Genomic DNA, 24,870 nt, shown 5'->3' with positions numbered 1-24,870 from the left:
CAGTAGACCGGGCCCATCCGAGGCTCGTCACCCACAGCCTCGAAGGGGCATCCCTGTGCGCACACACTGGCGTCGGCCAAGCCTGGCCGCCATCCTCACCCTCGCCTTGGCGGTTCCACTCGCCGCTACCCTGAGCCCGGCCATGGCGGCCCCGGCACCCTCGGTTCGCATCAACGAAGTCGAGTCCGAAGGCGGCACGCCCGGCGACTGGATCGAACTGACCAACATCGGCCAGGTGGCGACGGATGTCTCCGGCTGGGTCGTCAAGGACGACAAGGACGAACGCACCTTCGCGCTGCCGGCGAGCACGGTTCTCGAACCCGGCGCGTTCCTGGCCGTTGATGTGGACGGCGACGGCGCCACCAGCTTCGGCCTCGGAAAGGCCGACATCGCCCGCCTGTTCCTGGCTGACGGCACCACCCTGGTCGACTCCTATGCCTGGGCCGCGCACGCGACCACCAGCTGGGGCCGTTGCCCCGACGGCACCGGGGAGTTCCGTGAGACCACGGCAGCCACCCGCGGTGCGGCGAACGACTGCGACGTGTCCGTCGCCGACAACGTGCGCCTCAACGAGGTCGAGTCCAACGGTGGCACCCCCGGTGACTGGATCGAGCTCGTCAACCTGGGCACGGCTCCCGTCGACGCCTCCGGACTGGTGCTCAAGGACAGTGACGACACGCACGCGGCCGTGCTGCCCGTCGGCTCGACCATCGCCGCCGGCGGCTACCTCGTCGTCGAGGCACCCACCATGGACTACGGCCTCGGCGGCGGAGACGCCGCCCGACTGTTCGACACCGACGGGGTCACCCTGATCGACTCCTACGCGTGGACCGTGCACGCCGCATCGACCTATGGCCGCTGCCCCGACGGCGTCGGCGAATTCGCCGACACGGCCACCGCCACGAAGGGATCGGCCAACGACTGCGTCGTGCCCGAGACAGCGGATGTGCGCATCACCGAGACCGAGTCCAGCGGCGGCACGCCCGGCGACTGGGTTGAGCTGTTCAACCCCGGCGCGAGTGATGTCGACCTGACCGGCTGGATCGTGCGCGACAACGACGACACCCACACGGCCGTGCTGCCGTCCGGCTCCGTGATTGTCGCCGGCGGCTACTTCGTGGTCGAGGAGGGCCTGCTCGGCTTCGGCCTGGGCTCGGCCGACTCCGCCCGCCTGTTCGCCCCGGACGGCTTCACCCTGGTCAGCTCGGTGAGCTGGACCAGCCACGCGGTCACGACCTGGGGTATCTGCCCCGGCGGCACCCTGCTGACCCAGATGACCTCCTCGACCAAGGGCGCCGCGAACGACTGTGGCTCGCCCGTTCGCCTCAACGAGATCGAGTCGAGCGGCGGCACGCCCGGTGACTGGCTCGAGCTGATCAACAACGGTTCGACCGCCGCGGATGTCTCCGGCTTCGTCCTGAAGGACAACGACGACACTCACTCCGTCATCCTCCCGACCGGCACGAGCATTGCGGCCGGGGGATACCTCGCGATCGACGTAGACGCGGACGGCGGATTCGGACTGGGCGGTGCCGACACCGCCCGCCTCTTCGCAGCCGACGGCAGCACCCTGCTCGACAGCTACACATGGACCGCGCACGCCACGACCAGCTACGGCCGCTGCGCCGACGGCACCGGCGACTTCGCCGCGACGACCGCCAGCACCAAGGGCGCCGCGAACAGCTGCGCCGGCGACCTGGTCACCGCGGCTTGGCCCGGCTCGGCCGAGGTCCGCACCGTGGACCCGGCCGGCGTGCTCGGCGGCAACCTGAGCGGACTGGCCTATGAGGCTGCTGGCGCTGCCGGCACTGCCGGTGACGTGCTCTGGGCCGCCAAGAACGGTACCGGCGCGCTCTACAAGCTCGTCGCCGACGGCGCCGGCTGGGTGCCGGACACCACCGCCGGCTGGGGCGCGGGCAAGCCGCTGCATTACACCGACGGCACCGGCGACGTGGACGCCGAGGGCGTCGCTCTGACCTCGGCAGGCGCTGACGGCGGACTGTTCATCGCCAGCGAGCGCAACAACGCCGTGAGCGGCGTCAGCCGGCCCGCGGTGCTGCGCTATGACGCATCCGCCACCGGAACCCAGCTCACCGCGAGCATGGAATGGAACCTCACCGCCGACCTGCCCGTCGTGGGCGCCAACGCCGGCCTCGAGGCCATCGCCTGGGTGCCGGACAGCTTTCTGGTGGCCCAGGGGATGCTCGACGAGCGCACCAACGCCGCCTACGACCCGGCTGTTTACGCCGGTCACGGCACCGGCCTGTTCTTCGTCGGACTAGAGGCCAACGGTGCGATCTACGCCTACGCGCTGGACCAGGCCACCGGCGGATACACCCGCGTCGCCACCATCGCCAGCGGATTCTCCGGTGTGATGGACCTGGAGTTCGAGGCCTCGACCGGCCGGTTCTGGGCCGTCTGCGATGACACCTGCGCGGGACGTTCCGCGGTCCTGGAGATCGCGCAGGCCGGCGCCTCCGACGGGCGATTCGGAGTCACGACGGTGTACGAGCGACCGGCGTCGATGCCCAACCTCAACAACGAGGGCTTCGCCCTTGCCCCGCAGAGTGCCTGCGTCTCCGGAGCCAAGCCCGTCTTCTGGGCCGACGACTCCAACACCGGCGGCCATGCGATCCGGGTGGGCAGCATCGAGTGCACCCCGCTGACACCGACCGAGCCGACCCCGGTTCCGACGACCGAGCCGACCCCGGTTCCCACGACCGAGCCGACCCCGGTTCCCACGACCGAGCCGACTCCGGTTCCGACGACCGAGCCGACTCCGGTTCCCACGACCGAGCCGACCCCGGTTCCGTCGACCGAGCCGACTCCGGTTCCCACGACCGGGCCGACTCCGGTTCCCACGACCGGGCCGGCCGCACCGGCTCCGGTGGCGACGGCCGCTTTGGTCGAGTCCGCGCGGGGACCGGTATCGGTGCCCGCCACCGCGAAGCCGGGGGACACCATCACGGTCACCGTCGGCCGCGCGTTCGCGGGTGACGCGGTGCGCGTGTGGCTGCACTCGACTCCGACGCTGCTGGCATCCACGACGGTCACCGCCGCGGGCACCGTGCAGGTCGCTATCCCGAACGGCACGGCGCCCGGCGCACACCGCGTGGTTGTGGTGGCCGAGGACGGCACGCTGATCGGTTGGGACGACATCCTCGTCAGCGCTGCGGCGACGTCATCGCAGGACGCGCCGGGCACCCTGGCGAGCACGGGCGTGAACCCCGCCCTGCCGGGACTGCTCGCGCTACTCCTCGTGCTCACCGGCAGCGCCGTTCTGGTGCTGCGCCGGCGCGGTGTGACGGCGTAACGACGGTGCGCGGAGCGAACATCCGCTGACGGCGGCCGGTGAGACCGGGCAGAGCAGAGACATCCGTCCGGCGGCCGCACCCATGAGGTGCGGCCGCCGGACGCTTTCGTGCCGGCGGCGGCGCGACCCTCAACCCCCGACTTGCACATACCCCATGGGGTATAGCACACTGGAATCATGACCCAGAACCGATATCTCATCATCGGCGGCGTCGCCGGCGGCATGTCCGCCGCCACCCGCCTCCGTCGCCTCGACGAGAACGCCCAGATCACGGTGTTCGAACGGGGCGGCCATGTCTCGTTCGCCAACTGCGGCCTGCCGTACTACCTCGGCGGTGTCATCGAAGAACGTTCCAGCCTGCTGTTGCAGACGCCGGCCTCGCTCGCCAGCCGCTTCAACCTTGACGTGCGGGTGCGCACGGAGGTCATCGGCATCGACAGCGCGGCCAAGACCGTCACCGTACGCGACCTCGCCACCGGCCGGGAGTCGACCGAGGGCTACGACGCCCTCGTGCTCTCGCCCGGCGCTTCGCCCGTGCGCCCGCCGCTGCCCGGTGGCGAGCGGATGCTGACCCTGCGCGACATCGACGACGTCGACGCGGCTATGTCGGCCCTGTCCGTGGTGCCGCGAAGCGCCCTCGTCATCGGCGCCGGCTTCATCGGCCTCGAGATGGTGGAAAACCTCGTGCACCGGGGCCTGGACGTCACCCTGGTGGAGCTCGGTGACCAGGTTCTGCCGCCGTTGGACCCCGAGATGGCCGGCCCGGTGGCCGAGCGGCTGCGCGCCGCGGGTGTCAGCGTGCGTCTGGGCACCCAGGTCGCCGAGATCGGCGCGGACACCGCCACTCTCAACGACGGCAGCGTCGTAGCGGCCGAGTTCGTGCTCGCTGCCATCGGTGTGCGGCCGGACACCGCGCTGGCCCAGGCCGCCGGCCTCACGATCGGCGAACGTGGCGGCATCGCGGTGGACGACCAGTTGCGCACCAGCGACCCCGACATCTACGCCATCGGCGACGCCGTGGAGAAGACCGACGCGATCTCGGGCGAGCAGCGCCTGGTGGCCCTCGCCGGCCTGGCCAACCGCCACGGCCGCCTGGTCGCCGACGTGATCACCGGCAAGAGAATTCGGGTGCGCCCGGCCCTCGGTACCGCCGTCGTGGGCATGATGGGACTCACCATCGCCGCCACCGGCTGGAACGAGAAGCTGCTCGCGGCCCGCGGCCGGAACATCCGGGTGATGCACACCCACCCGGCCTCGCACACCGGCTACTACCCCGGGGCGGAGTCGATGGCGCTCAAGCTCGTCGTCGACGCCGACACCGACGCGATCCTCGGCGCCCAGGGTGTGGGCGGCGACGGTGTTGACAAGCGCATCGACGTGATCGCGACCGCCATGGCCGGCGGCATCACGGCATCCGAACTCGCCGACCTCGAACTGGCCTACGCACCGCAGTTCTCCTCGGCCAAGGATCCGGTGAACATGCTCGGCTACGTGGCCCTCAACGCCGAAGAAGGGCTGACCACGTCGGTGCAGTGGCACGAACTCGCTGCGGCCCGTGCGGCCGGTGCCACCCTGATCGACGTGCGCACGGCGGGGGAGTACGCCGAGGCCGCCATCCCCGGCTCGGTCAACATCCCGCTCGACGACATCCGTGCCCGCCAGGCGGAACTGCCCGAGGGTCGGCTGATCGTGCACTGCAAGGTGGGCCAGCGCGGTCACACCGCCGTGCGGCTGCTCGCCCAGCTGGGCCGAGACGCCGTGAATCTCGACGGCGGCTACCTCACCTGGGCCGCGGGCACGGATGCGGCGCGCACCGCCCGGGACAGCGCCGCCGCCCTGCTGAAGGCCTGACCACCCCCACCGCCAGCAATAAAGGCCCCAAAACCCCGGAGTACCTGGTGCTTGAGTCACAGTTCGCGGGGAGTTAGGTGAGGTCGCGCAGGCGGGCCGAGAAGCCGCCTCTCGCGGCACCCTTCCGCTCGGAGGTGATCGCGATCACGAGCATCACCGCACCGATGGTGGCCAGGGTGATCCACCACAGCAGCGGGTTGATCGTCTGCCCGATCTGCACCGTGAACACCACGATGACCTCGATGGGCAGCACGGCCAGGCTGATCACGAACGGGGCGGCCAGGCGCCGGGTCGAGCCGATCAGGATCGCTGTGAGTGCGAGGGACATCACCAGGATGGCGCGCCAGGTCTGCGGGTCGGTGCCGGTGGCCAGGACCGACGGTAGGAACGTGACGATGATGCCCGGAGCGAGCAGCCGCCACGAGCCGGCAAAACCGGCCGGCCAGGAGCCGAGGGTGGCCGGCACGGCGCGTGCGCCCGAGCGCATCCCGATGACGCCGGCACCGAGCAGGGCCAGGCCCAGGGGGATCGAGAATGCCTCGACGCGCAGCTCCCGTTCGCTCCAGCCCGCCACGGCGGTGCACCAGGCCAGCACGAACAGGAACCACACCGGCGGCAACGACATCGCACCGGAGCGGGCCCTGGCCGACACCACGAGCATGAAGCCCAGCATCATCGCCATGAGCAGCACCAGGGTGCCGATCGAGAAGGCGTCGGGCCGGATGGCCGTGATCGGGCCGGCGACCAGGAACGCCGTGGCCGCGGCGTAGCGCCACCGCGACGGGGCGTTCGGGTGCGGTGCTGCGTCTCCCTGGGCCAGGAGTCCGGCGAAGACCGCGAGCAGGGTGGCCGTGGCGCTGGCCAACAGCACGGGCACCATGACACCGGTCTGGGCGGTGGCGGTGAGGTCGTCGAGGCCGAGGCCCCAGCGCATGGCCTGCACGGCGCCCGCCGCCGCGGCCAGGGTGGCCACCACCGCAGTGGCGCCGATGAGGCTGCGGAGCCCGATCAGACCTGTCGGGGCCGGGCCGGTCTGTGCCTGGCCGGTCTGTGCCTGGCTAGCCGGAGTCGTTGCGGTCGAAGCCGCTCCGCTCACTGCGGTGGCGCGGACAATCGTGTACCCGATCACCACGAGTACCAGGGCAGCGGCCAGCAGGCCGTACGCCCGCCACGGCGTGACCGGCCCGAACGCGGCGGCCCCGAAACCGGCCGCTCCGAAACCCGCGGACCCGTTGGTGCTGAGCACCAGCAGGCTCGGCACCACGGCCAGGGCCAGACCGGTGGTGGCCAGCGTCTGGCCGGCCCGCCCCCTGGTCACGAGGATCGCGCCGACGATCACCATCGCGAGCGCCGGCGGCAGCACGTACGGTTCGATCACCTCGATGCCACGAATGGCCCAGATGCACCAGAGGGCGCCGGTCCAGCTGGCGCCGGCCGCCCACCAGGCGGACCGGCGGCCGGTCTGCAGCGCATTGACGGCCGCCCCAATGCCGAGGATCACGAGCACGAGCACCGTGGTGGACAGGCCCGCCGCGGTGCGCACGAGGGCGAGCAGCACGGCCAGCACACCGGTGACTGCGGCGGAGGCCTCGATCCAGCGGCGGCAGGCATCCGCTTCGAGGGTCGCCAGGCCGCGCCTCTCGAGCGCCTGCGTGATCGGGCCGGTGGCCGCGAAGGTGCCGGCGACGATCAGTGCGATCAGCGGCAGGACCACCGGTGATCCGCTGGTGGCCAACAGCTGCGCGCCGAGACAGACCACGACGACCGCGAGCGAGGGCACCAGCAGGCCGGCCGCGAAGGATCGCAGCGGCAACGTCAGACCCGGCCGCCGGCTGGTCATCAGGGTCAGGGCCAGGGCGAAGGCCACGCCGGTCGACAGCGCCGTCCAGCCGCTGCGCACCAGCAGTACTCCCACCACCCCGGCGACGAACGGCACCGCGCTCACCAGGAGGACCGCGTACCAGCTGCGCGGGGTGAGCCAGGTGGTGACGGTGGCGGCGAGGGCGCAGAGCAGGCCGAGGGTGGCGGTGAGGCAGAGCACCGCGATGCCGTCGACGCGGGCGAGAGTGAGCGCGGTGGCCACGATCACCAACGCGTACGCGTAGCCGAGACCGAGGTACACCGGGCGCCACCGTGCGGGCAGGGTGTGGGCGAGCGCGGCGAGGGTGAGCACGGCGGCCACGCCGACCCACACGGTGGTCGACTCCTGCAGCCAGCCGGTGACCGCCGCCAGCAGCAACAGCAGATGGGCGCCGATGACCGGCACACTCCTGATCGTCGCCGGTGCCGCGGCGAGCGCGGGGACGAACAGCAGACCTGCGATGAGCAGGCCGGCGAGAACGAGGCCGACGACGGCCTGGCCGGTCAGCGAGAAGCCGGCCCAACCGGCGACGGTGAGCAGGGTGAAAACGCCCATCCACAGTGCCAGTCGAATCGGCGTCGACGGCGCACTCGCGGGCGTGGGCGCCGGCGTCTGGGCCGCTGTGGGCACGGACGCCTCGGCTGCGACGCTCTCGCGGCTCACCAGCGCGACCGCCCAGGCCGTCAGCGCGAGGGCGGCCAGCGCGGCAATCGAGGCCAGGCCGAGGTTCTGGGCGACGAGGCCCGCCCCGTACCCAGAAGGGGTGGCCGAGCCTGCGACGAAGGCGAAGTCACCGCTGGCCGGGTAGGGCGAGGCGTTGCCCGGGTAGCCGCCGGTGCGGTAGCTGGCCCAGCGCAGGGGCGCGAACAGCGCGCCGGACAGCTGCGTGACCGCGGTCACCAGGGCGGGGCTCGCGCCCAACGCCAGCACCGTGACGGCGCCGGACGTCAGGGCGCTGCGGCGGGCGACCGGGCTCGAGCGCAACGCGGCCAGCCCCACCAGGGCGACCCCGGCCGCCACCGGGATCAACGCCAGGTACCAGGCGGAATCGCCGAAGGGCACGGCCAGCGGCAGGATCGCCACCGCGGCCACCGCGAAGGCGCCCGCCGCGAAGCTCCAGAGCCGGGGCAGCCCATTGCGACTGCCCAGCGCCGCCACCACGGACAGCACCGCCAGGATGCCCGCATAACCCAGGATCTGCGAGGTGATCGTGGTCAGCGACAGCAGCAGTAACTGCAGCAGGGCGGCGAGCACCGCCACCGCCTGCAGGGTGGTCATCGTGTTGCGTTCGAACCCCAGCGCGGAGCCCAGCCCGGAGGAAAGGCGCGCGAGCACGGGGTGCAGGCCGAGCGCCACGACGGCCACGCCCAGGCTGCCGAGGAGCGCGCTCCAGGTGCCGCCGCCGCTGCCCAACAGCCCGGGGGACAGGGCCAGACCAACGACCGCCGCCCACAGCCACACCCGCACGCCGGAGCGGGCGCCCAGCCCGAACAGCAGCGCGGAGCCGAGCAGGGTGCCGAGCGCGGCGAAGGTCCAGCCGCTCGCGGACGCCGGCGCCAGCTGCACGAAAGCCCAGACATCGAGGGCGATGAACACCACGCCAAGGGCCGCCACGGACTCGGCCGAGAAGCGCAGGCCCCGCCGGGCGAACAGCCAGGCGCCGCCGAGGAAGACCACCGTGATGACGGCGACGATACTCGTGCGCACGGCGAAGCTCGTGAGGTCGGGATTGAAGAAGGTGAAGACCAGGGCGGCCACGGCGAGCAGGGCCGCTCCGGCGAAGGCGAGCACCGACTGCACGCTCACCTGGGCGCCCGCATCCGGGACGGCCGTGGCACGGGCCGGGTCCGCGGGGACCCGCGGCGAGTCTGACGGTTTCGGTTGTGACGGAGCAACAGCCGACGCCGTACGTGCCGGAGCTGTACCTGCCGGCGCGGTGCCATCCGTCGTGCCCGCCGGCCCCACCGTCGGTATCCGCTCGATCAGGCGGTCCCGCGCCTGCAACGCCTTGACCACCCGTCCGGTGGCCGAGACCATCTCACCGCCGAGCGGACCGCTCAGGTCCGCCCCGCAGCCCGGGCACCATTCGCCGGTCAGTCGCGCGTCACATCGGGGGCAAATCCGCCGGTCCTGTAGATATCGAACGGCAGCATCGTTCCAGATTTTCCCCATGGCCGCAGTCTAAGTGGCTCTCACTCACTAAAATGGGCCTGTGACGGATGCGACGCAGCACGCCAGGGTGCCGATATCCCGCATCGTCGATGAGGGGCTGCTCATCGCGCTGTCCTCGGTCCGGATGGCCGTCAAGAACGACATCATCGTCGCGGGCCTGGCCGAGCATGCCGACTACGACCTGGCCAGGTTCGCCGATTCGGCCCGCCGGGAGATGCTCGCCCTCTCCCGGGAGAACCAGGAGTCCGGCGAGAGGGTGCGCGCGCAGCGCAAGGAGCTGACCTCGTCGACCTGGCGGTACGACCTCACCCAGGACCAGCTGATGGACCTCCACAAGCTCAAGCTGCGCCGGAAGATGCACAAACTCCTCGCCCTCGCCCTGGTCGCCGTGGCCGACGACGAGGACCAGGTGGCCCGCCTCGTGCGCGACGCCCAGCACGCGGCCAGCGATGAGCTCCAGGACGCCATGCACACCCGCCTGATGCGCCTGTCGATCGACGCACTCGACCCCGAGTATCAGCTCCGCCGGGCCGAACGCACCGAAATGTTCGTTCTCGTCGATCTGGCCCTGCTCAAGCTCAAGGCCGACGAAGCAGCCGGTCAGGGCCTCAGCGACTACTGAGCGTCTCGGCCGGCCGGGCCAGGCCACCGCACGGCACACCCACGGCGCCGATTCGCGGTCGCCGGGGCGACTACGGTTGAGGAGGTCCGGGGACGGACCGGTGAGAAAGGATCGGGCACGAGTGAGCGACATAGCGGCCGAATTAGCGCGGGTGCACAGCGCCTTCGACCGACCAACCCTGCGGCTACTCGACCGCAAGTGGGCGCCGTTTGTGCTCGCGGTGTTCAAGTCCTCGTTCAGCCGGGACCGCCGCAGCGTTCAGGCCGACAGGCTGCACACCCAGGTGGATGCCTACCTCGCCGACCTCCGCTCCGTGGGCAGCGATGTACCCGGCAAGAACGGTCGCGCCCTGTGCGTGCAGTGGATGAACGACCAGTGGCTCTACCGCGAAACCGGGGAGGACGGTGAGGAGCAGTACTCGCTCACCTCACACGCCCTCGAGGCCCTGCTGCTCGTGGACGGGCTCTCCCGCGACCGGGCGCTGATCAGCGAATCCCGCCTCACCACCATCGTCGACACCGTGCGGCACCGCGCCACCCAGGCGAATCCGGACCGGGACGAACGCATCCGCCGGCTCGACCTGGAGATCGCCCAAAAGACCGCCGAACGTGACCGACTCGCCACCGGCGGGGAGATCGCAGCGGCCTCGAACGATGCGATGCACGAGGGCTACGCCAACCTGATCGACCTGATCACTCAGCTGCCCAGTGATTTCAAGCGTGTCGAGGAGTCCGTCGCCGGCATGCACCGGCAGATCGTGAACGACTTCCGCGCCGAGGAACGGCCGATCAGCGAGGTGCTCGACGAGTACCTCTCCAAGACCGACACACTGATGTCGTCGACCGCGGAGGGCCGCGCATTCGAGGGCGCGTTCGTGCTGTTGCGCAACGACGCCCTGCTTGCCGAACTCAAGAACGACCTCGAGTCGATCATGCTGCACCCGTTCGCCCTCCAGCTCAGCGCCGCCGACCGGCGCAGCTTCATGGGCACCGTCAGCCTGATCCGCAAGGGTGTGGACGACGTGCTCACCCAGCGCAACGGCCTGACCACCACCCTGCGCGAGCACATCGTGAACCACGACGTTGTCAAGGACCGCGAACTGGAACGGTTGCTGCGGGAGATCAACAAGGAACTCGCGATCTGGATGGAGACCGCCGGGCCCCGCTCCACGGTGACCGCCGAGCTGATGCCCGGCACCCTGGAGCTCGAGCACCTGCGCGAACGGTTCTACGACCCCGGCGCCCACAAGGCGCCGCCGCCGCTGGAAGACGTCTCGGCGTTCGCTCCGGAGCCGCCCACCCTCGATGCGATGCGCACCCAGGGCGGCCCGCTGCTGGCCGAGCTTCGCGATGCCATGGTGACGGCCTTCAGCATCGACGGCGCCGCCTCCGTCGGTGACGCGTTCAACAGCCTCGACCCGGCGATGCGCCGGCCTGTCGAGATCCTCGGGCTGCTGCAGATCGCCACCCAGGTCGACGCCATCGACCGCACGGATGCCGCGGCCGCGACAGCGGGGTCAGACACCGAGGCCTTCGAAACCGTACGGCCCGACGGCTCCCGCCGCACCTTCAGGGTGCCGCGCATCATCTTGACCGACGACGACACCGCGGCCCTGGCCGCCCTGAACTATGGATCTGATCATGACTGACAACGTGACCGCTGACGTGACCGACGACCTGACCGACGACACTGTCGAAGGCGCCGAGACCGCCGAGGAGCAGGACGGCGCCCCGAGCTTCTCTTTGTTCGAGGGGGACGAGGGCGGCCTGACCGTTGAGCAGCGCCGCACCCTGGTGCTGCTGCTCAAGCACCGCTACATCTCCGCCGCCCTGCAGCCGGCCGAGTGGCGCACCCTGCTCGCCTCGCAGAGCCTGCTCAAGTCGCGGCTCAACGATCTGTTCCTCGATCTGCACGTCGACCTGCACTACGAGGTGGCCTTCAAGCGCCAGGCCGTCGGCGAGGGCGGCGACAGATTCCCGACCCTGCTGCACGACGTGGCGTACACCCGCGAGGAGACCATCCTGCTGGTGCTGTTGCGCCAGCGGTTCCGCAGCGAACGCGCCAGCGGCGTCGACATCGTCATCGTCGACCGGGACAACCTGGTCGAGAACGTCGCGCACTTCCGGCCGGAGCACGCCACCGACAGGTTCGGTGACGCTCGTCGCGCCGCGGCGGCCGTGGACAGCCTGGCGAAGGCGCGGGTGCTGCTCAAGACCAGCGATCCGGACCGGTTCCGCATCTCGGCCGTGATCGAGGTGCTGCTGCCCATCGAGCGACTCGGCGAGCTGTGGGAATGGCTGGTGGAGCAGAACGGCCAGGAATTCCGTGAGCCCGAACCCGAGACATCCGACCCTGCCGACCCCGCCCTGGAGGCCGTCTCATGACCGATTCCCCGCTGTTCCACATGGACGGTGCCACCGAGGGAACCACCCAGTGGCGTGCCGAGTCCTTCCAGATGGTCAACTGGGGTGGCTTCCAGGGTCACCACGAGGTGGACTTCGCCGCCAGCGCCACCCTGGTCTCCGGCGCATCCGGTACCGGCAAGTCGAGCCTGCTCGACGCCTACCTGGCGTTGATGATGCCCTCGGACACCCCGTTCAACGGTGCGTCCAACGACGCCGGTTCCGGGCGGGCCCGCAGCGTCGACCAGCGCAACCTGATGACGTACCTGCGCGGCAAGACCGACTCCAGTCGCGAGGCCGAAACCGGGCAGATGCACGATCAGGTGCTGCGCGGCGCCGACTCGGCCACCTGGGGTGCGATAGCGATGACCTTCATCGACGACAACCAGCGCCGGTTCACGGTGCTGCGCGCCTACTTCGTGCCGCGCGGCGCCACCAAATTCGCCGACGTGACCATGAAGATGGCCACCCGAGACGGCCGGCTCGACCTGCGCGACCTCGCCGACGTCACCGAGGCCCGCTTCGACAAGCGCGCCCTGAAAAACCGGTTTGCCGACCTCGACGTGTTCGACACCTATGCCGCGTTCTCGCAGACCCTGTACACGCGGCTCGGCATCGGCGCCAACGGTGAGGGCGGCAAGGCGCTGCGACTGCTGGCCCGCATCCAGGCCGGCCAGCAGGTGAAGACCGTCGACGGCCTGTACAAGTCGATGGTGCTCGAAGAGCCCGCCACCTACGCCGCCGCCGACAAAGCCGTCGACCACTTCGAAGACCTCGAACGCTCCTACGGCGCCATGGTCACCGAGGCGCAGAAGGCCAAGGTCCTCGAACGCCTCCCCGAACTGCACCGCGACTACGAGACCGCGACCGAGAAGGCCGACCTCATCGACCGTTTCGGCGTGCACCGCGACGGTGACACCCCCTTCGTGCTCTGGCAGCTGCTCACCGAGCACGGTCTGCTCGATACCGCCGCCGACACCAACCGCGCCCGCCGGCGCGACAACCAGGCCAAGCACAGTGCCGCCCGGGATGCCGAGACCGACCTGAAGGTGCGGATCGCCGACCTGGTGCACCAGCAGCGCGACAACGGCGGCGACGCCCTCGCCGGCCTGCAGAACGACCTCGACGTGCTCGCCAGCAAGCGCGACGACGTGGCCGCCGAACGCGCCAGGTTCGATGAGCGCATCGCGCTGATCGACACGCCCATCGAGTCGGCGGATGCCTTCTCCGCCGCGCAAGAACAGGCTGAGTCGTTCCTCGCCGGGTTCACCGCCACCGAGCAGGAACTCGACCTGCAGAGGGTCGGCCTGCAGCGCACCGCCTACCCCCTCGAGGAACAGATCCGCACCCTCAAGCAGGAGCACAGCTTCCTCAAGGGCCGGGCCAGCCTCGTTCCCCAGCACCTGCACAACGCCCGCCTGATGATCGCCGAGGCCGCCGGGATCCCCGCCGAGGAGCTGCCGTTCGTGGCCGAGCTCATCGACATCGCTCCCGGCGAGGACGCCTGGCGACAGGCCGCCGAGGTCACCCTCGCCTCTGTCGTTCGGGTGCTGCTCGTTGACGAGACGCGCCTCGCCGCCCTCGGCGCAGCCATCGACCCTTTGCACATTCCCGTGCGCATCCACTTCGAAGGCGTGCCGCTGCACCCGCACCAGCAGGTGCACCCCGACCCCCGCTACGTCTCCGGCAAGCTGGTCTTCAAGGACTCCCTGTTCAGCCGCTGGGTGCAGGACCGCGTGCAGACACCGAGCCTGGACGCACTCTGCGTCACCGGCCCCGCCGACCTCGCCGGTGAGGGGTCCAGGGTCACCCAGAGCGGACAGACCCGCAACGGCAAGCGCGGCGCACACGGTTGGAACAAGGACCAGCGCTCGATCATCGGCTTCTCCAGCGGGGTGCGCCTGGCCGAGATCGCCGACGAGCTCGCCGCGCTCAAGGAACGTGCCGACGACCTGGCGGGGCAGGCCTCCGCCATGGCCGGCCGGATCATCGCCCTGCGGCGCCTCAAGGATGCCCACCAGCACGTGCTCGACACCGTGTGGGCGGCCATCGACGTGGCCGGCGCCCAGGCACGCATCGGCGCCAAGGAGGCCGAGCGGGAACGTCTGCTCGCCGGCAGCGACGTGCTGCGCGGGCTCCAGGACGAAGAGGCGCGGCTGTCCGCCGAACTGGAGACCGCACAGAAGCACAAGCACGAGACCGAGCGGGAGGCCGCGGTGCTCGGTGAGGAGCACGCCGCGATCGTGGACCGCCAGGACATCGTGAACGACAGACTCGAGCGCCTCACCGCCGACGAATCGGTCAGTCTGCCGGACGAACACGCCGCCGTCCTCGACGCGCAGTTCGCCGCCGTGAGCGACAGCGCCGAGCTGGCCACCTTCGCCAACGGCGTGAAGCGCCTCCGCGAGCGGCTCACCGAGCAGTCCAGCCAGGACCGTGACACCGCCCGCAGTGCCAGGGACACCCTGATCGGCATCTTCGAGACCTTCCAGAGTCGCTGGCCCGACCCCAACATCGGCGTGGCGATGGAGTCATACTCCAGCTACAGCGACATCCTCGACGCCGTCTACACGCTCGGCCTCTACGAGCGCCGACAGGAATGGAAGCGGCGCCTCTCCGCGTGGAGCGGACAGGACCTCGTTCCTCTCGTCGGCGCCTTCACCACCTCGATCGAGGAGATCGAAGACCGGTTGCGGCCGATCAACGACATCCTGCGGACGCTGCCGTTCGGCGCCGGCCGCGACCGGCTGCAGATCTCCCTGCGCCGGCTGCACCGTGACGATGCCTCGGCGTTCCGCAAGGAGCTCAAGCTGCTCTCATCGGGGTCGACCGAGGAATTCACCGACGAGCAGACCGAAAGCCGGTTCACCAGGCTGCAGGCGTTCATGAATCTCATCCGCCGGCCGGACGAGCTCGACATCGCCGGCCCGGGGCGTGCCGGCGCCGCCCGCCACGCCGCCAGGGCCGACTCGGACCGCGACCTGCTCCTGGACGTGCGCAGGCACGTGGAGATCACCGCCGTGCGCACCACACCGGACGGGGTGGAAGTGAGCACCTATTCGTCGCTCGGCGGCAAGAGCGGTGGCGAATCTCAGGAGCTCGTCGCGTTCGTCGTCGGCGCCGCCCTGCGGTTCCAGCTCGGCGATGAAAGCCGCACCCGGCCACGGTTCGCCCCGGTCTTCCTCGACGAGGGCTTCGTGAAGTCGGACTCCGAGTTCGCCGGCCGGGCCGTCGCGGCCTGGAAGGGCCTCGGCTTCCAGCTCATCGTGGGATCGCCGCTCGACAAGGTCACCGCGCTCGAACCGTACATGGACCTCGTCCTGTCGATGACCAAGAACACCGCGACGGGCTTCTCCTACATCACCCCGCTGATGTCGCCGGAACCGAGGGACGCCGAGCACGCCGAACCGGACCAGGCGGTATCTGACCGAAGCGTGGCCTGACCCGCGCGCCGTGCCGGCCGGGCGCATGAATCCGGCTTACGCTGGCCCGATGGTGTCAGTGCAGGATCTGCGGCGCTCCGACGGACGTGTGCTCAGGGTGCACGACAGTGCTGGGAGTACCGGCCTCGCCGGGGAGTCCGCTGCGACGGCTGAATACGGCGGTCTGGACGGTTACGACCCCGTCGGCGAACCTGGCCCGGCCCGGCTCACCGTTCTGTGGCACCACGGTTCGCCACAGACCGGGGCCCTGCTCGAACCGTTGCTCGCGGCGGCGGCCCAGCGGCGCATCCGGCTGATCTCGTACGGACGGCCCAGCTACGGCGGGTCGACGCCGCTGCCCAGCCGCACCGTCGGGTCGGCGGCGACGGATGTGGCGGCCATCGCCGACGCCCTGCAGCTGGACCGGTTCGCGGTGATGGGCGCCTCCGGCGGCGGCCCGCACGCCCTGGCCTGCGCAGCACTGCTGCCCGAGCGGGTGACCGCCGCCGCGTGCCTGGCCGCGATCGCGCCCTTCGATGCCGACGGCCTCGACTTCTTCGCCGGCATGGCGTCGGATGGCGCGTTGCGCGCCGCCTGCTCCGGCCGGCCCGCCCGCGAGCACTACCAGGCGAGCGCGGAGTTCGATCCGGCGAGCTTCGTCGAGCGGGACTACGCCGCCCTGAAGGGTGACTGGGCGCCGCTGGGAGCGGACGTGGGGGAGGCCTCGGCGGCCGGCCCCGACGGGCTCATCGATGACGATATGGCGTTCGTGGTGCCGTGGGGATTCGACGTGACGGCGATCTCGGTGCCCGTGCTCATCGCGCAGGGCGGCCGCGACCGGGTGGTGCCGCCCGCGCACGGGGCCTGGCTGGCCCACGCCATCCCGAACGCCGAGCTCTGGGATTGTGCCGATGACGGCCACATCTCGATCCTCACCGAGTGCGCGCCGGCGCTGGACTGGCTGCTCGCGCACTCCTGAGCCCGGCGCGGGTCCACAGGCCGTAGCCTGTGCAGATGATCGGGAGAACTCGCGGTGCATCTGAGACCGAGAACGCGGATGTCGGTGTTGACGCTGTCATTCAGGGCCCGCACGGCCCCGTTCCGGTGCGCCGGTATGCCCCGCCGGTCGGTACGGCGCTGGTCGGCGCGGCGCCGGACGGCACGGCGCTGGTCGGATCGGTGTCGCTCGAGCCGGCGCCGATCGTCTGGGTGCATGGTGGCGCCTTCGTCAAGGGCGGCCTCGACCTGCCGGAAACCCACGAGGTGGCCCTGGCACTGGCCGCCGCCGGATTCACCGTGATCACCGTCGACTACAGGCTCACGTCGATCCCGGGGCTGAGCAGATTCGGGCGGACGGCAGCGTCGACCGGACGCATCCACTTTCCGGTGCCGGTCGATGACGTTGTCGCGGTGGTGCGGGCGGTACAGGGCGAGTTCGGCGACGGGGTGATCCTGGGCGGAGCGAGCGCGGGCGCCTGCCTGTCGGCGGGAGCCGTGCTCCGGCTGGCCCACGGTGGCGCCGAGCCCCTGCGCGGGGTCTTCTTCGCCTACGGCCTCTTCCACGCGAGCCTGCCCGAGCGCTCGCGCGAGCTGCGCAGCCGACTGCGCGGCCGGCGCAGATTCACACACACCCCCCTGCTGCTCAACGCGGTGAACCGCATCTACGCCGGGACCCGGGCCGCACTGGCCGATCCGTATGCGTTCCCCGGCGGCCACTCGCTGCCCGACTTTCCCCCCGCGCTACTCATCGACGCCGACAGCGATTCGATGCGGGCCTCCGGCGAGCAGTTCGCCAAGGAACTCGCCGCGGCCCGGGTTCCCGTCGAGTACCACGTACTGACGGATGCCGCCCACGCCTTTCTCAACCGGCCGAAGTCACCGGACTTCGCCGCGGGCATCCGCCTGATCGTCGACTGGGCCCGCCGGCTCTAGCGCGGCTCGCCGTAGCCGCCGGCACCACCACCAGCCGCTCAGCTCACCGACTTGCCGCACAAGACTCCTTCACGACCCGGCAAGGGGCATTTCTCGGCAAGTCGCGAAAAGGTAAGTAAAAAATACTTGACACGGTGTCTGGTCGGGCATACATTCATCGTGTCAACAATTTTTTACACGCCGGCACGGACCGGCATCGAGGCAGGGAGCCGCAGATGGCACGCGAAGAACAACGCGCCTGGATCATGGTCGTCGTCGCGATAGTGGCGTACGGCATCTATCTGGTTCTGGTGCTGGGTGGCGCAGACGGCGCCCCTCTCGAGCAGGCGGCTTACATTCCCGCGATGCTGTGGACGATCGTCGGCTCGATCGTCGCGGGGATCCTGCTGAACATCATCGCGGCCATCCTGTCGCCCCACGAGGCCGGCCGGAAGGACCAGCGCGACAAGGAGATCAACCGGCTCGGCGAACACATCGGCCAGTCCTTCGTGATTCTCGGGGCCGTACTCGCGCTGGTCTTCGCCATCACCGGGCTGGACGCGTTCTGGATCGCCAACGTGATCTACCTGGCCTTCGTGCTCTCGTCGATCCTGGCCTCCATCGCCAAGATCATCGCCTACCGCCGGGGATTCCAGTCATGGTGAAGGCGACGAGCGTGACCAACAACATCCGCGGGCTCCGCTTCGCGCACGGAGAGATGACTCAGGCCGCGCTGGCCGACCTGGTGGGCGTGACCCGGCAGACCATCATCGCCATCGAGCAGGGCCGCTATTCGCCCTCTCTCGAGGTGGCGTTCCAGATCGCCCGGGTGTTCAATCGACCACTCGACGACGTGTTCCAGTACCCGGCAACTCCCATCCTCACTCGACCTGGAGGCACATCATGAGGGCCATCGTCCACGACAGCTACGGCTCGGCCGACGTTCTACACCCCGCCGAGATCGAGCGGCCGGCCGTCGGCGCCGACGACGTTCTCCTGCGCGTCGAGGCCGCGAGCCTCAATATCGGTGACTGGCACCTGATGGCGGGGCTTCCCTACCTCGTGCGGCCCGCCGTCGGCCTGCGCGCCCCGAAAAGCCGGGTGCGGGGCATGGATGTCGCGGGTCGCGTCGAGGCCGTCGGCGCCAACGTCACCCGGTTCACACCGGGCGATGAGGTGTTCGGTGTCGGTGAGGGCTCCTTGGCCGAATACACGACCGCCCGGGCCGACAAACTCGAGCCCAAGCCGGCGGCCCTGAGCTTCGAGCAGGCCGCGGCCGTGCCGACCTCGGCCGTCACCGCCCTGCAGGCCCTCGCCCCGCTGCGGGACGCCGGCCCGGGGGAGCGGGTGCTCGTAATCGGGGCCTCCGGCGCCGTCGGCGGCTATGCCGTGCAGCTGGCCAAGACCTTCGGGGCGCACGTGACGGGCATCGCCAGCACCGCGAAGCTCGACTACGTTCTCTCGCTCGGGGCGGATGCGGCCGTCGACTACACCCGCGGGGACATCACCCGGTCGGGCGAGCGCTACGACCTCGTGCTCGAAACCGGCGGCAACCGGTCGGTCTCCTCGCTGCGCAAACTGCTCGCGCCCCGCGGCACCCTGGTACTCGTCGGCGGCGAAGGCGGCGGCCGGGTGACCGGCGGTTTCGAGAGGGCCCTGCGGGCCCTGCTGCTGTCGCCGTTCGTATCCCAGAAGCTCACCGGTCTGGTCTCGGTCGTGCGTCAGGATGACCTGCACACCCTCGCGGGCCTTCTCGAGAGCGGCGCGATCAGGCCCGTCATCGATCGGGTTTATCCGCTCGCCGAGGCCGCGACAGCCATGCGCCGTCTCACCGATGGCAGCATCCGGGGCAAGGTCGTCGTCATACCCTGACGCGCGCGCTCCTGATGACTAGTACTCCTGACGCTGGGCCGCGCCGCCGCAGACGCCGAGCAGGCCGGCGGCACGGCGCAGTTCGGCGCTGGGATCCTGCGCCCACCAGTCGAGCACGATCTGCGCCCGGCTGCGCGCCGGACCGGTAAGGGCATCGACCAGCGGCCGCACCACATCCGCTGTGAGCGGGTCCAGGAGAGCGGGCAGCTGTGCGGTCCGCAGGAAACCCTCGATGCGGGTGAGGTCGGAGGCGCGCAGCATTCGCACGTGGGATTGCAGCAGCACCACGGCCGCCAGCCGGCGCTCGTAGACCGGCACCGCCCACAGTTCGGAGCTCAGGGCCGTGATCTCGTCGTGGCCAAGGCCGGGGTAGCGCCGCCCGGCATCGCGGATCGTGCCGCGTATCGCGCCGACGGATGCGCCATAGAAGGTGAGGCTGCCGCCCAGCCGGGCCCGATCGGCGTCGGCGCGCTCCCAGGAGCTCTCCCGCTGCAGGGTGGCGTTGATGAACTCGCCGGCAGCACTCATGGCTCCATTCTCGCCGATCTGCAAGGCTGGTCGGCATGACCGACGCCGACATGACCGCAGATCTCCGCCGCTACCTGCAGGAGGCCCGGGAAGCCCTGGTCTGGAAGCTCGAGGGTCTCGGCGAGTACGACATTCGCCGGCCCGTGGTGCCCACCGGCACCAACCTGCTGGGCCTGATCAAGCACATGGCCGGGGTCGAGGCCGGGTACCTCGGTGAGACCTTCGGCCGCACCTTCCCGGAAGAGCTGTCCTGGATGGGCGACGCCGCCGAGGACAACGCCGACATGTGGGCGACCCCGGATGAGTCCCGTGACGCGATCGTCGACCTGTACCGGCGGGTCTGGGCGCACTCGGAGACCACGATCACCGAGGTGCCGCTGGATGCCACCGGCCGGGTGGCCTGGTGGCCCGCCGACCGCAATGTGGTCACGCTCCACCGCATCCTGCTGCACCTGATCGCCGAAACCCACCGGCATGCCGGCCACGCCGATATCGTGCGCGAACTGATCGACGGGGCTGCCGGGCTGCGGGCCGGAAACGAGAACCTGCCGTCGGGAGAGGCCGGCTGGTGGGTCGGCTACCGGGACCGGGTGGAGCAGGCCGCCCGCACGGCCTGAGGCCGTCGGGCTGCAGCCCGACTGCGGTGTTCGCCGTTCGGACGCCTAAAGTGGACTGCGCCTGAAAAGGCCAAGCTGTTTACACGCCCGAACCCGAAGGACGATGCCACTCGTGTCGAGAATCTCTGCCCGCCGGACCCTCCTGGGCGCGAGCGCCGGCTTCGCCCTGCTCGCCCTCACCGCCTGCACCGGCCAGCCCGTCGCCGGAGCCGGCTCGGGAGCCGGCGCAGCCCCGGCCGACGACTCCGGCCGCACGTACGCTCTCGTGGTGCACTCGGTTCCCGGCGACGCGTTCTGGGACGTCGTGAAGACCGGCGCCGAGGCCGCCGGAAACCGCTACGGCGCCACCGTCACCTACCAGGGTGACCCCGATGTGCAGAAGCAGAGCCAGCTGATCGAGACGGCGATCGCCGCCAAGGTCGACGGCATCATCGTGTCCATGGCCAACCCCGAGGGCCTGCGCGGTGCCGTCACGGCTGCCGTGGCCGCCGACATTCCCGTGATCACCATCAACTCCGGAGCCGAGGAGTCCGCCGCGCTCGGCGCCATGACCCACATCGGCCAGGGCGAGTACCTGGCCGGTCAGGGCGCCGGCCGCCAGCTCGCCGAGGCGTCGGCGAAAAAGGTCATCTGCGTCATCCACGAGGCCGGAAACGCCGGGCTCGAGGACCGCTGCCGTGGGGCCGCGGACACCCTCGCCGGCAGCCTGACCAACGTGCAGGTCGACATCGCCAACGTCGCCGAGGCCCAGAGCACCATCACGAGCGCCCTGCTGGCCGACCCCGGCATCGACGGTGTGCTCACCCTCAACTCCGCGGTGGGTGTGGCCGCCGCGCAGGCCGTGGCCGAGGCCGGCAGCGACGCCCAGATCGGTACCTTCGATGTCTCTGCCGACGTCACCAGCCTCATCATGGACGGCAGCATCCTCTTCGCCGTCGACCAGCAGCCCTACCTGCAGGGCTACCTGCCGGTGGACTTCTTCGAGCTGTTCTACACCAACGGCAACGTCGTCGGCGGCAGCCAGCCGGTCTACTCCGGGCCGGGCTTCGTGACGAAGGAGAACGCCGAGCAGGTGGCGACGTTCGCCGGCAACGGCACCCGATGACGATGCTGACCGCACCGGGCGCCGCGCCGGATGCGTCGCCGGACGAGCGCCTGACGCGCACGCATCCGATGGTGCGGCTGCTGCGTCGGCCGGAGATCGGCGCCCTCGTCGCCGCCCTGGCGATCTTCGGGTACTTCTCCGTTGCGACGACATCCTTCCTGTCGACGGCGGGCGTGGCCACCTGGCTCTACTCCGCGTCGCTGTTCGGCATCATGGCCGTCGCCGTGGCGATGCTCATGATCGGCGGCGAGTTCGACCTCTCGGCCGGAGCCATGACCGGCACCACCGGGCTGCTCGTCGGCGCGTTCACCACCCAATGGGGCATGAACCTGTGGTTCGCGATGCTGCTCGCCCTACTGATCGCCCTCGCCGTCGGCGCCTTCAACGGGTTCCTGGTCGTCAAGACCGCCATCCCCAGCTTCATCGTCACGCTGGGCACCTTCTTCATCCTGCAGGGGCTCAACCTCGCCGGCACCAAGCTCGTCACCGGCCAGGTCGCCATCCAGGGCATGACCCTGGTGCCCGGCTTCGACGCCGGCAAGGCGATCTTCGGTTCGACGATCCCGGTCTTCGGCGTCAACCTCAAGGTGTCGGTCTTCTGGTGGCTCGGCATCACCGCCGTGGCCAGTTGGCTGCTGCTGCGCACCCGGTACGGCAACTGGATCTTCGCCATCGGCGGGCAGTTGCAGAGCGCCGTGCAGACCGGCGTGCCGGTCAAGCGCACCCGCATCGGCCTGTTCATGGGCACGGCGGCGGCCGGCTGGCTGGTAGGCATGCTCTCGCTCTTCGACGTGGCCACGGTGCAAGCCACCACGGGCATCGGCCAGGAGTTCATCTACATCATCTGCGCCGTCGTCGGCGGCTGCCTGCTCACCGGCGGTTACGGGTCCGCGATCGGCGCCGCCCTCGGCGCGCTGATCTACGGCATGATCCTGCAGGGCATCGTGTTCGCCCAGTGGGACAACAACTGGCTCAAGGCCTTCCTGGGCGGGATGCTGCTGCTCGCCGTGCTCGTGAACCTCTCGGTGCGCCGCCAAGCCGGGGTACGCGCATGAGCGCCGCAGGAGCAACCCGGCCAACGCCCATCCTCGAGGTGCGCGGCATCGGCAAGGTCTACGGGTCAGTCATCGCGCTCAGCGACATCTCCACCTCGGTCGGCGCCGGTGAGGTGCTCTGCGTGCTGGGCGACAACGGCGCGGGCAAGTCGACCCTGCTCAAGGTCCTCGCCGGTGTGCACCCGCACTCCTCCGGCGAACTCCTGCTCGACGGGGCCGCGGTGCGCTTCACCGGACCGCGCCTCGCTCTCGACGCCGGTATCGCCACGGTCTACCAGGACTTGGCGATCGTGCCGCTGATGCCGGTGTGGCGCAACTTCTTCCTCGGCGCCGAACTCAGCGCCGGGATCGGCCCGTTCTCCCGCCTCCAGGTTGCCGAGATGCGCGCGATCACGCTCGCGCAGCTGGGCCGGATGGGCATCGACCTGCGTGACGTGGACCAGCCCATCGGCACCCTGTCCGGCGGCGAACGGCAATCCGTCGCCATCGCCAGGGCCATTTACTTCGGTGCCAGGGTCGTCATCCTCGACGAGCCCACCTCGGCGTTGGGCGTCAAGCAGGCCGGGGTGGTGCTGCGCTACGTGGCGCAAGCCAGGGACCACGGCCTCGGCGTGGTGTTCGTCACCCACAACCCGCACCACGCGTACCCGGTGGGGGACAGGTTCCTGGTGCTCAACCGCGGGGCCAGCCTGGGCGAGTTCGACCGGAAAGGCATCACCATCGACGAGCTGACCCGGCTGATGGCCGGCGGGGCCGAACTGGAGTCCCTGGCCCGGGAGCTCGAGCGGGACTGATCCGCCAGGCCAGCGCGGGGTCGGGCACGCCTCATCCGTTTCGGACGATTCCGGAACGGCGCTATCGGCGGGACGCGGATTGGTTGCTACCGTCTGCGGCGTGAGACCGGCGTGCCGTCGTGGTGCGCCCGTCGAACACCGAAGAATCCGGAAAACGCGAACACCAACAGGGCCCAACCCTGGAAATGGAGCGATACCCATGGCCACAGGAACAACCCCGGTGCTGGATGCGGCGGCCGAGATCAACGCTGTCTCGCTGGCCCGCACCGACCTCGATCCGCGCACGCTGATGATCGCCCGGATCGCGGCCCTGGTGGCCGTGGATGCACCGGTCGGTTCGTACCTCATGCACGTCGGACCGGCAGCGGAGGTCGGGCTGACCGCCGACGACATCGAGGACGTTCTCATCGCCGTTGCCCCGATCGTGGGCACGCCACGGTTGCTGTCATCGGCTCGCAAGATCGTCGAGGCCTTCGACCTCGCGATCCAACTCGACTCCGAGGGCGACACCCAGTAACGCCCAGAGTCCACCGCAGCCGCGTCGTGCGGCAGATCCAGTGAGGAGCACCCCCAGTGAGAAAGCCCATCGTCTTCATGGCCCTGCTGGTGCTCCTTGCCGGATGCGCGCCCGCCGACGGCACCGATCCGACACCGAGCAGTTCGTCGCCATCGGCCGCAACGGCCACCCCGTCACCCGGTCAGACGGCGTCACCTCCGACAGATGCACAGATCACCTGGGCGGGCACGGTCTGCAGCGACGTATCGACCGTGCAAACCGACGTTCAGGGGCTGGCGACGGCGGCGGTCACCGGGGGCGATTCGGTGGGTACCGCGGTGTCCAACCAGATGGATACCGTGTCGGCCTCGGTGAGCGCCCTGGTCGACACTGTGAAGTCACCCCCGGAGAATCTCGGCGACGACCCGGAGCTCCTGGCCGTGCAGGAGTCGATCGACACCGTCGATCAGTCGTTCACGACCTTGCGGGCGAGCGCCAGTGCGGTGGAGGGCACCAGCGGGGCCACCCTGGTCGATGCGCTGGCGACGCTCGTCGGTGACACCGGTACAGTGCTCTCCGACGTGGGTGCCGCCGCTCAGACCATCACCACGGCAACCGAGGACACCTCCAGCACCCTCGGCCAGGCCTTCCGAGCTGCACCCGAGTGCGCCGACCTCACCTCCTAAAACCCGATGACCCGGCCCGTGTGTCGTGCGCCCGGTGGCAGTGACTTCGGCGTCCGCCGGACGCATTGCGAGCGCGGATTCAGGGAAATCTCAGGATGCCGCGGGAATGAAACGCGCGCCCAAACGTTGACTTGAGTCGAGGTCACTCAAGTTTTGGGTTTCC

19 protein-coding genes are annotated in these 24,870 nt (G+C 70.1%); 17 read left to right on the top strand and 2 right to left on the bottom strand.

The features are described 5' to 3' along the window. Positions 1-55: 55 nt before the first annotated feature. Positions 56-3,313, top strand: a complete 3,258-nt coding sequence (locus E3T22_RS19230) for a lamin tail domain-containing protein (RefSeq protein WP_198415062.1) — start codon at positions 56-58, stop codon at positions 3,311-3,313. A 177-nt stretch (positions 3,314-3,490) separates the two neighbouring features. Next, complete coding sequence (locus tag E3T22_RS02120; RefSeq protein WP_088455874.1) at positions 3,491-5,164, top strand: FAD-dependent oxidoreductase; 1,674 nt, start codon at positions 3,491-3,493, stop codon at positions 5,162-5,164. Positions 5,165-5,237: 73 nt separating this feature from the next. Here the strand turns inward: E3T22_RS02120 and E3T22_RS02115 are convergent, their stop codons facing one another. Continuing rightward, complete coding sequence (locus tag E3T22_RS02115) at positions 5,238-9,062, bottom strand: SCO7613 C-terminal domain-containing membrane protein (protein ID WP_134480693.1); 3,825 nt, start codon at positions 9,060-9,062, stop codon at positions 5,238-5,240. Between the two features lie 175 nt (positions 9,063-9,237). Between E3T22_RS02115 and E3T22_RS02110 the strand changes: the two genes are divergently transcribed. From E3T22_RS02110 to E3T22_RS02070, 9 genes are all read left to right on the top strand, one after another. Next, on the top strand, positions 9,238-9,819 hold the full coding sequence (locus E3T22_RS02110; RefSeq protein ID WP_134409122.1) for a hypothetical protein: 582 nt from the start codon (positions 9,238-9,240) through the stop codon (positions 9,817-9,819). 121 nt (positions 9,820-9,940) lie between these two features. Continuing rightward, positions 9,941-11,467, top strand: a complete 1,527-nt coding sequence (locus E3T22_RS02105) for a DUF3375 domain-containing protein (RefSeq protein WP_166789250.1) — start codon at positions 9,941-9,943, stop codon at positions 11,465-11,467. Then, positions 11,460-12,203: a DUF4194 domain-containing protein gene (locus tag E3T22_RS02100; RefSeq protein ID WP_166788885.1), complete on the top strand. Its 744-nt coding sequence runs from the start codon at positions 11,460-11,462 to the stop codon at positions 12,201-12,203. The genes E3T22_RS02105 and E3T22_RS02100 overlap by 8 nt, the downstream gene beginning before the upstream one ends. Then, complete coding sequence (locus tag E3T22_RS02095) at positions 12,200-15,664, top strand: ATP-binding protein (protein WP_134480695.1); 3,465 nt, start codon at positions 12,200-12,202, stop codon at positions 15,662-15,664. Before E3T22_RS02100 ends, E3T22_RS02095 begins: the two co-directional genes overlap by 4 nt. Before the next feature lie 49 nt (positions 15,665-15,713). Beyond that, positions 15,714-16,622, top strand: a complete 909-nt coding sequence (locus tag E3T22_RS02090) for an alpha/beta fold hydrolase (RefSeq protein ID WP_134480696.1) — start codon at positions 15,714-15,716, stop codon at positions 16,620-16,622. A gap of 35 nt (positions 16,623-16,657) precedes the next feature. After that, the gene (locus E3T22_RS02085; RefSeq protein ID WP_088455881.1) at positions 16,658-17,575 is read left to right on the top strand and encodes an alpha/beta hydrolase; all 918 of its coding nucleotides are present in this window, start codon (positions 16,658-16,660) and stop codon (positions 17,573-17,575) included. 215 nt (positions 17,576-17,790) lie between these two features. Continuing rightward, entirely contained in the window at positions 17,791-18,219 is a 429-nt protein-coding gene (locus E3T22_RS02080) for a hypothetical protein (RefSeq protein WP_088455882.1), read from the top strand. After that, positions 18,213-18,461, top strand: a complete 249-nt coding sequence (locus E3T22_RS02075) for a helix-turn-helix transcriptional regulator (protein WP_088455883.1) — start codon at positions 18,213-18,215, stop codon at positions 18,459-18,461. Before E3T22_RS02080 ends, E3T22_RS02075 begins: the two co-directional genes overlap by 7 nt. Further along, positions 18,458-19,426 (top strand): NAD(P)-dependent alcohol dehydrogenase, encoded by a 969-nt coding sequence (locus E3T22_RS02070; RefSeq protein WP_134480697.1) that lies wholly within the window; start codon positions 18,458-18,460, stop codon positions 19,424-19,426. Before E3T22_RS02075 ends, E3T22_RS02070 begins: the two co-directional genes overlap by 4 nt. 18 nt (positions 19,427-19,444) lie before the next feature. On the opposite strand, the gene E3T22_RS02065 is transcribed toward E3T22_RS02070, so the two are convergent. Further along, positions 19,445-19,954, bottom strand: coding sequence for a DNA alkylation repair protein (locus tag E3T22_RS02065; protein WP_134480698.1), 510 nt, complete (start codon positions 19,952-19,954; stop codon positions 19,445-19,447). Positions 19,955-19,989: 35 nt separating this feature from the next. Here E3T22_RS02065 and E3T22_RS02060 point away from each other — a divergent pair, with 35 nt between their 5' ends. The 6 genes from E3T22_RS02060 (at position 19,990) to E3T22_RS02035 (ending at position 24,707) form a co-directional block, all read left to right on the top strand. After that, entirely contained in the window at positions 19,990-20,571 is a 582-nt protein-coding gene (locus E3T22_RS02060) for a DinB family protein (RefSeq protein WP_134480699.1), read from the top strand. Positions 20,572-20,683: 112 nt separating this feature from the next. Further along, complete coding sequence (locus tag E3T22_RS02055; RefSeq protein ID WP_241980244.1) at positions 20,684-21,676, top strand: sugar ABC transporter substrate-binding protein; 993 nt, start codon at positions 20,684-20,686, stop codon at positions 21,674-21,676. After that, positions 21,673-22,731, top strand: a complete 1,059-nt coding sequence (locus tag E3T22_RS02050; RefSeq protein ID WP_240632432.1) for an ABC transporter permease — start codon at positions 21,673-21,675, stop codon at positions 22,729-22,731. Before E3T22_RS02055 ends, E3T22_RS02050 begins: the two co-directional genes overlap by 4 nt. Next, positions 22,728-23,525: an ATP-binding cassette domain-containing protein gene (locus E3T22_RS02045; RefSeq protein WP_088455889.1), complete on the top strand. Its 798-nt coding sequence runs from the start codon at positions 22,728-22,730 to the stop codon at positions 23,523-23,525. The genes E3T22_RS02050 and E3T22_RS02045 overlap by 4 nt, the downstream gene beginning before the upstream one ends. A 199-nt stretch (positions 23,526-23,724) precedes the next feature. After that, positions 23,725-24,042 carry a carboxymuconolactone decarboxylase family protein gene (locus E3T22_RS02040; protein WP_088455890.1) on the top strand — a complete coding sequence of 106 codons (318 nt, stop codon included), beginning with the start codon at positions 23,725-23,727 and terminating at the stop codon, positions 24,040-24,042. A 56-nt stretch (positions 24,043-24,098) separates the two neighbouring features. Beyond that, complete coding sequence (locus E3T22_RS02035; RefSeq protein ID WP_134480700.1) at positions 24,099-24,707, top strand: hypothetical protein; 609 nt, start codon at positions 24,099-24,101, stop codon at positions 24,705-24,707. Positions 24,708-24,870: the final 163 nt, after the last annotated feature.

The organism is Cryobacterium sp. TMB3-10 (assembly GCF_004402305.1).
Taxonomy (GTDB): domain Bacteria; phylum Actinomycetota; class Actinomycetes; order Actinomycetales; family Microbacteriaceae; genus Cryobacterium; species Cryobacterium zongtaii.
The sequence above is the reverse complement of the archived record's forward strand: the minus strand, read 5'-3'. Positions and strand labels throughout refer to the sequence as shown.

Excerpts from the sequence above, each read along its gene's own strand:
- E3T22_RS02090 (WP_134480696.1), top strand. The coding sequence starts at position 15,714 with ATGGTGTCAGTGCAGGATCTGCGGCGCTCCGACGGACGTGTGCTCAGG.
- E3T22_RS02115 (WP_134480693.1), bottom strand. The coding sequence starts at position 9,062 with ATGGTCTCGGCCACCGGACGGGTGGTCAAGGCGTTGCAGGCGCGGGAC.
- E3T22_RS02070 (WP_134480697.1), top strand. The coding sequence starts at position 18,458 with ATGAGGGCCATCGTCCACGACAGCTACGGCTCGGCCGACGTTCTACAC.
- E3T22_RS02065 (WP_134480698.1), bottom strand. The coding sequence starts at position 19,954 with ATGAGTGCTGCCGGCGAGTTCATCAACGCCACCCTGCAGCGGGAGAGC.
- E3T22_RS02120 (WP_088455874.1), top strand. The coding sequence starts at position 3,491 with ATGACCCAGAACCGATATCTCATCATCGGCGGCGTCGCCGGCGGCATG.
- E3T22_RS02100 (WP_166788885.1), top strand. The coding sequence starts at position 11,460 with ATGACTGACAACGTGACCGCTGACGTGACCGACGACCTGACCGACGAC.
- E3T22_RS02075 (WP_088455883.1), top strand. The coding sequence starts at position 18,213 with ATGGTGAAGGCGACGAGCGTGACCAACAACATCCGCGGGCTCCGCTTC.
- E3T22_RS02060 (WP_134480699.1), top strand. The coding sequence starts at position 19,990 with ATGACCGACGCCGACATGACCGCAGATCTCCGCCGCTACCTGCAGGAG.
- E3T22_RS02095 (WP_134480695.1), top strand. The coding sequence starts at position 12,200 with ATGACCGATTCCCCGCTGTTCCACATGGACGGTGCCACCGAGGGAACC.
- E3T22_RS02080 (WP_088455882.1), top strand. The coding sequence starts at position 17,791 with ATGGCACGCGAAGAACAACGCGCCTGGATCATGGTCGTCGTCGCGATA.
- E3T22_RS02050 (WP_240632432.1), top strand. The coding sequence starts at position 21,673 with ATGACGATGCTGACCGCACCGGGCGCCGCGCCGGATGCGTCGCCGGAC.
- E3T22_RS02085 (WP_088455881.1), top strand. The coding sequence starts at position 16,658 with ATGATCGGGAGAACTCGCGGTGCATCTGAGACCGAGAACGCGGATGTC.
- E3T22_RS02045 (WP_088455889.1), top strand. The coding sequence starts at position 22,728 with ATGAGCGCCGCAGGAGCAACCCGGCCAACGCCCATCCTCGAGGTGCGC.
- E3T22_RS02040 (WP_088455890.1), top strand. The coding sequence starts at position 23,725 with ATGGCCACAGGAACAACCCCGGTGCTGGATGCGGCGGCCGAGATCAAC.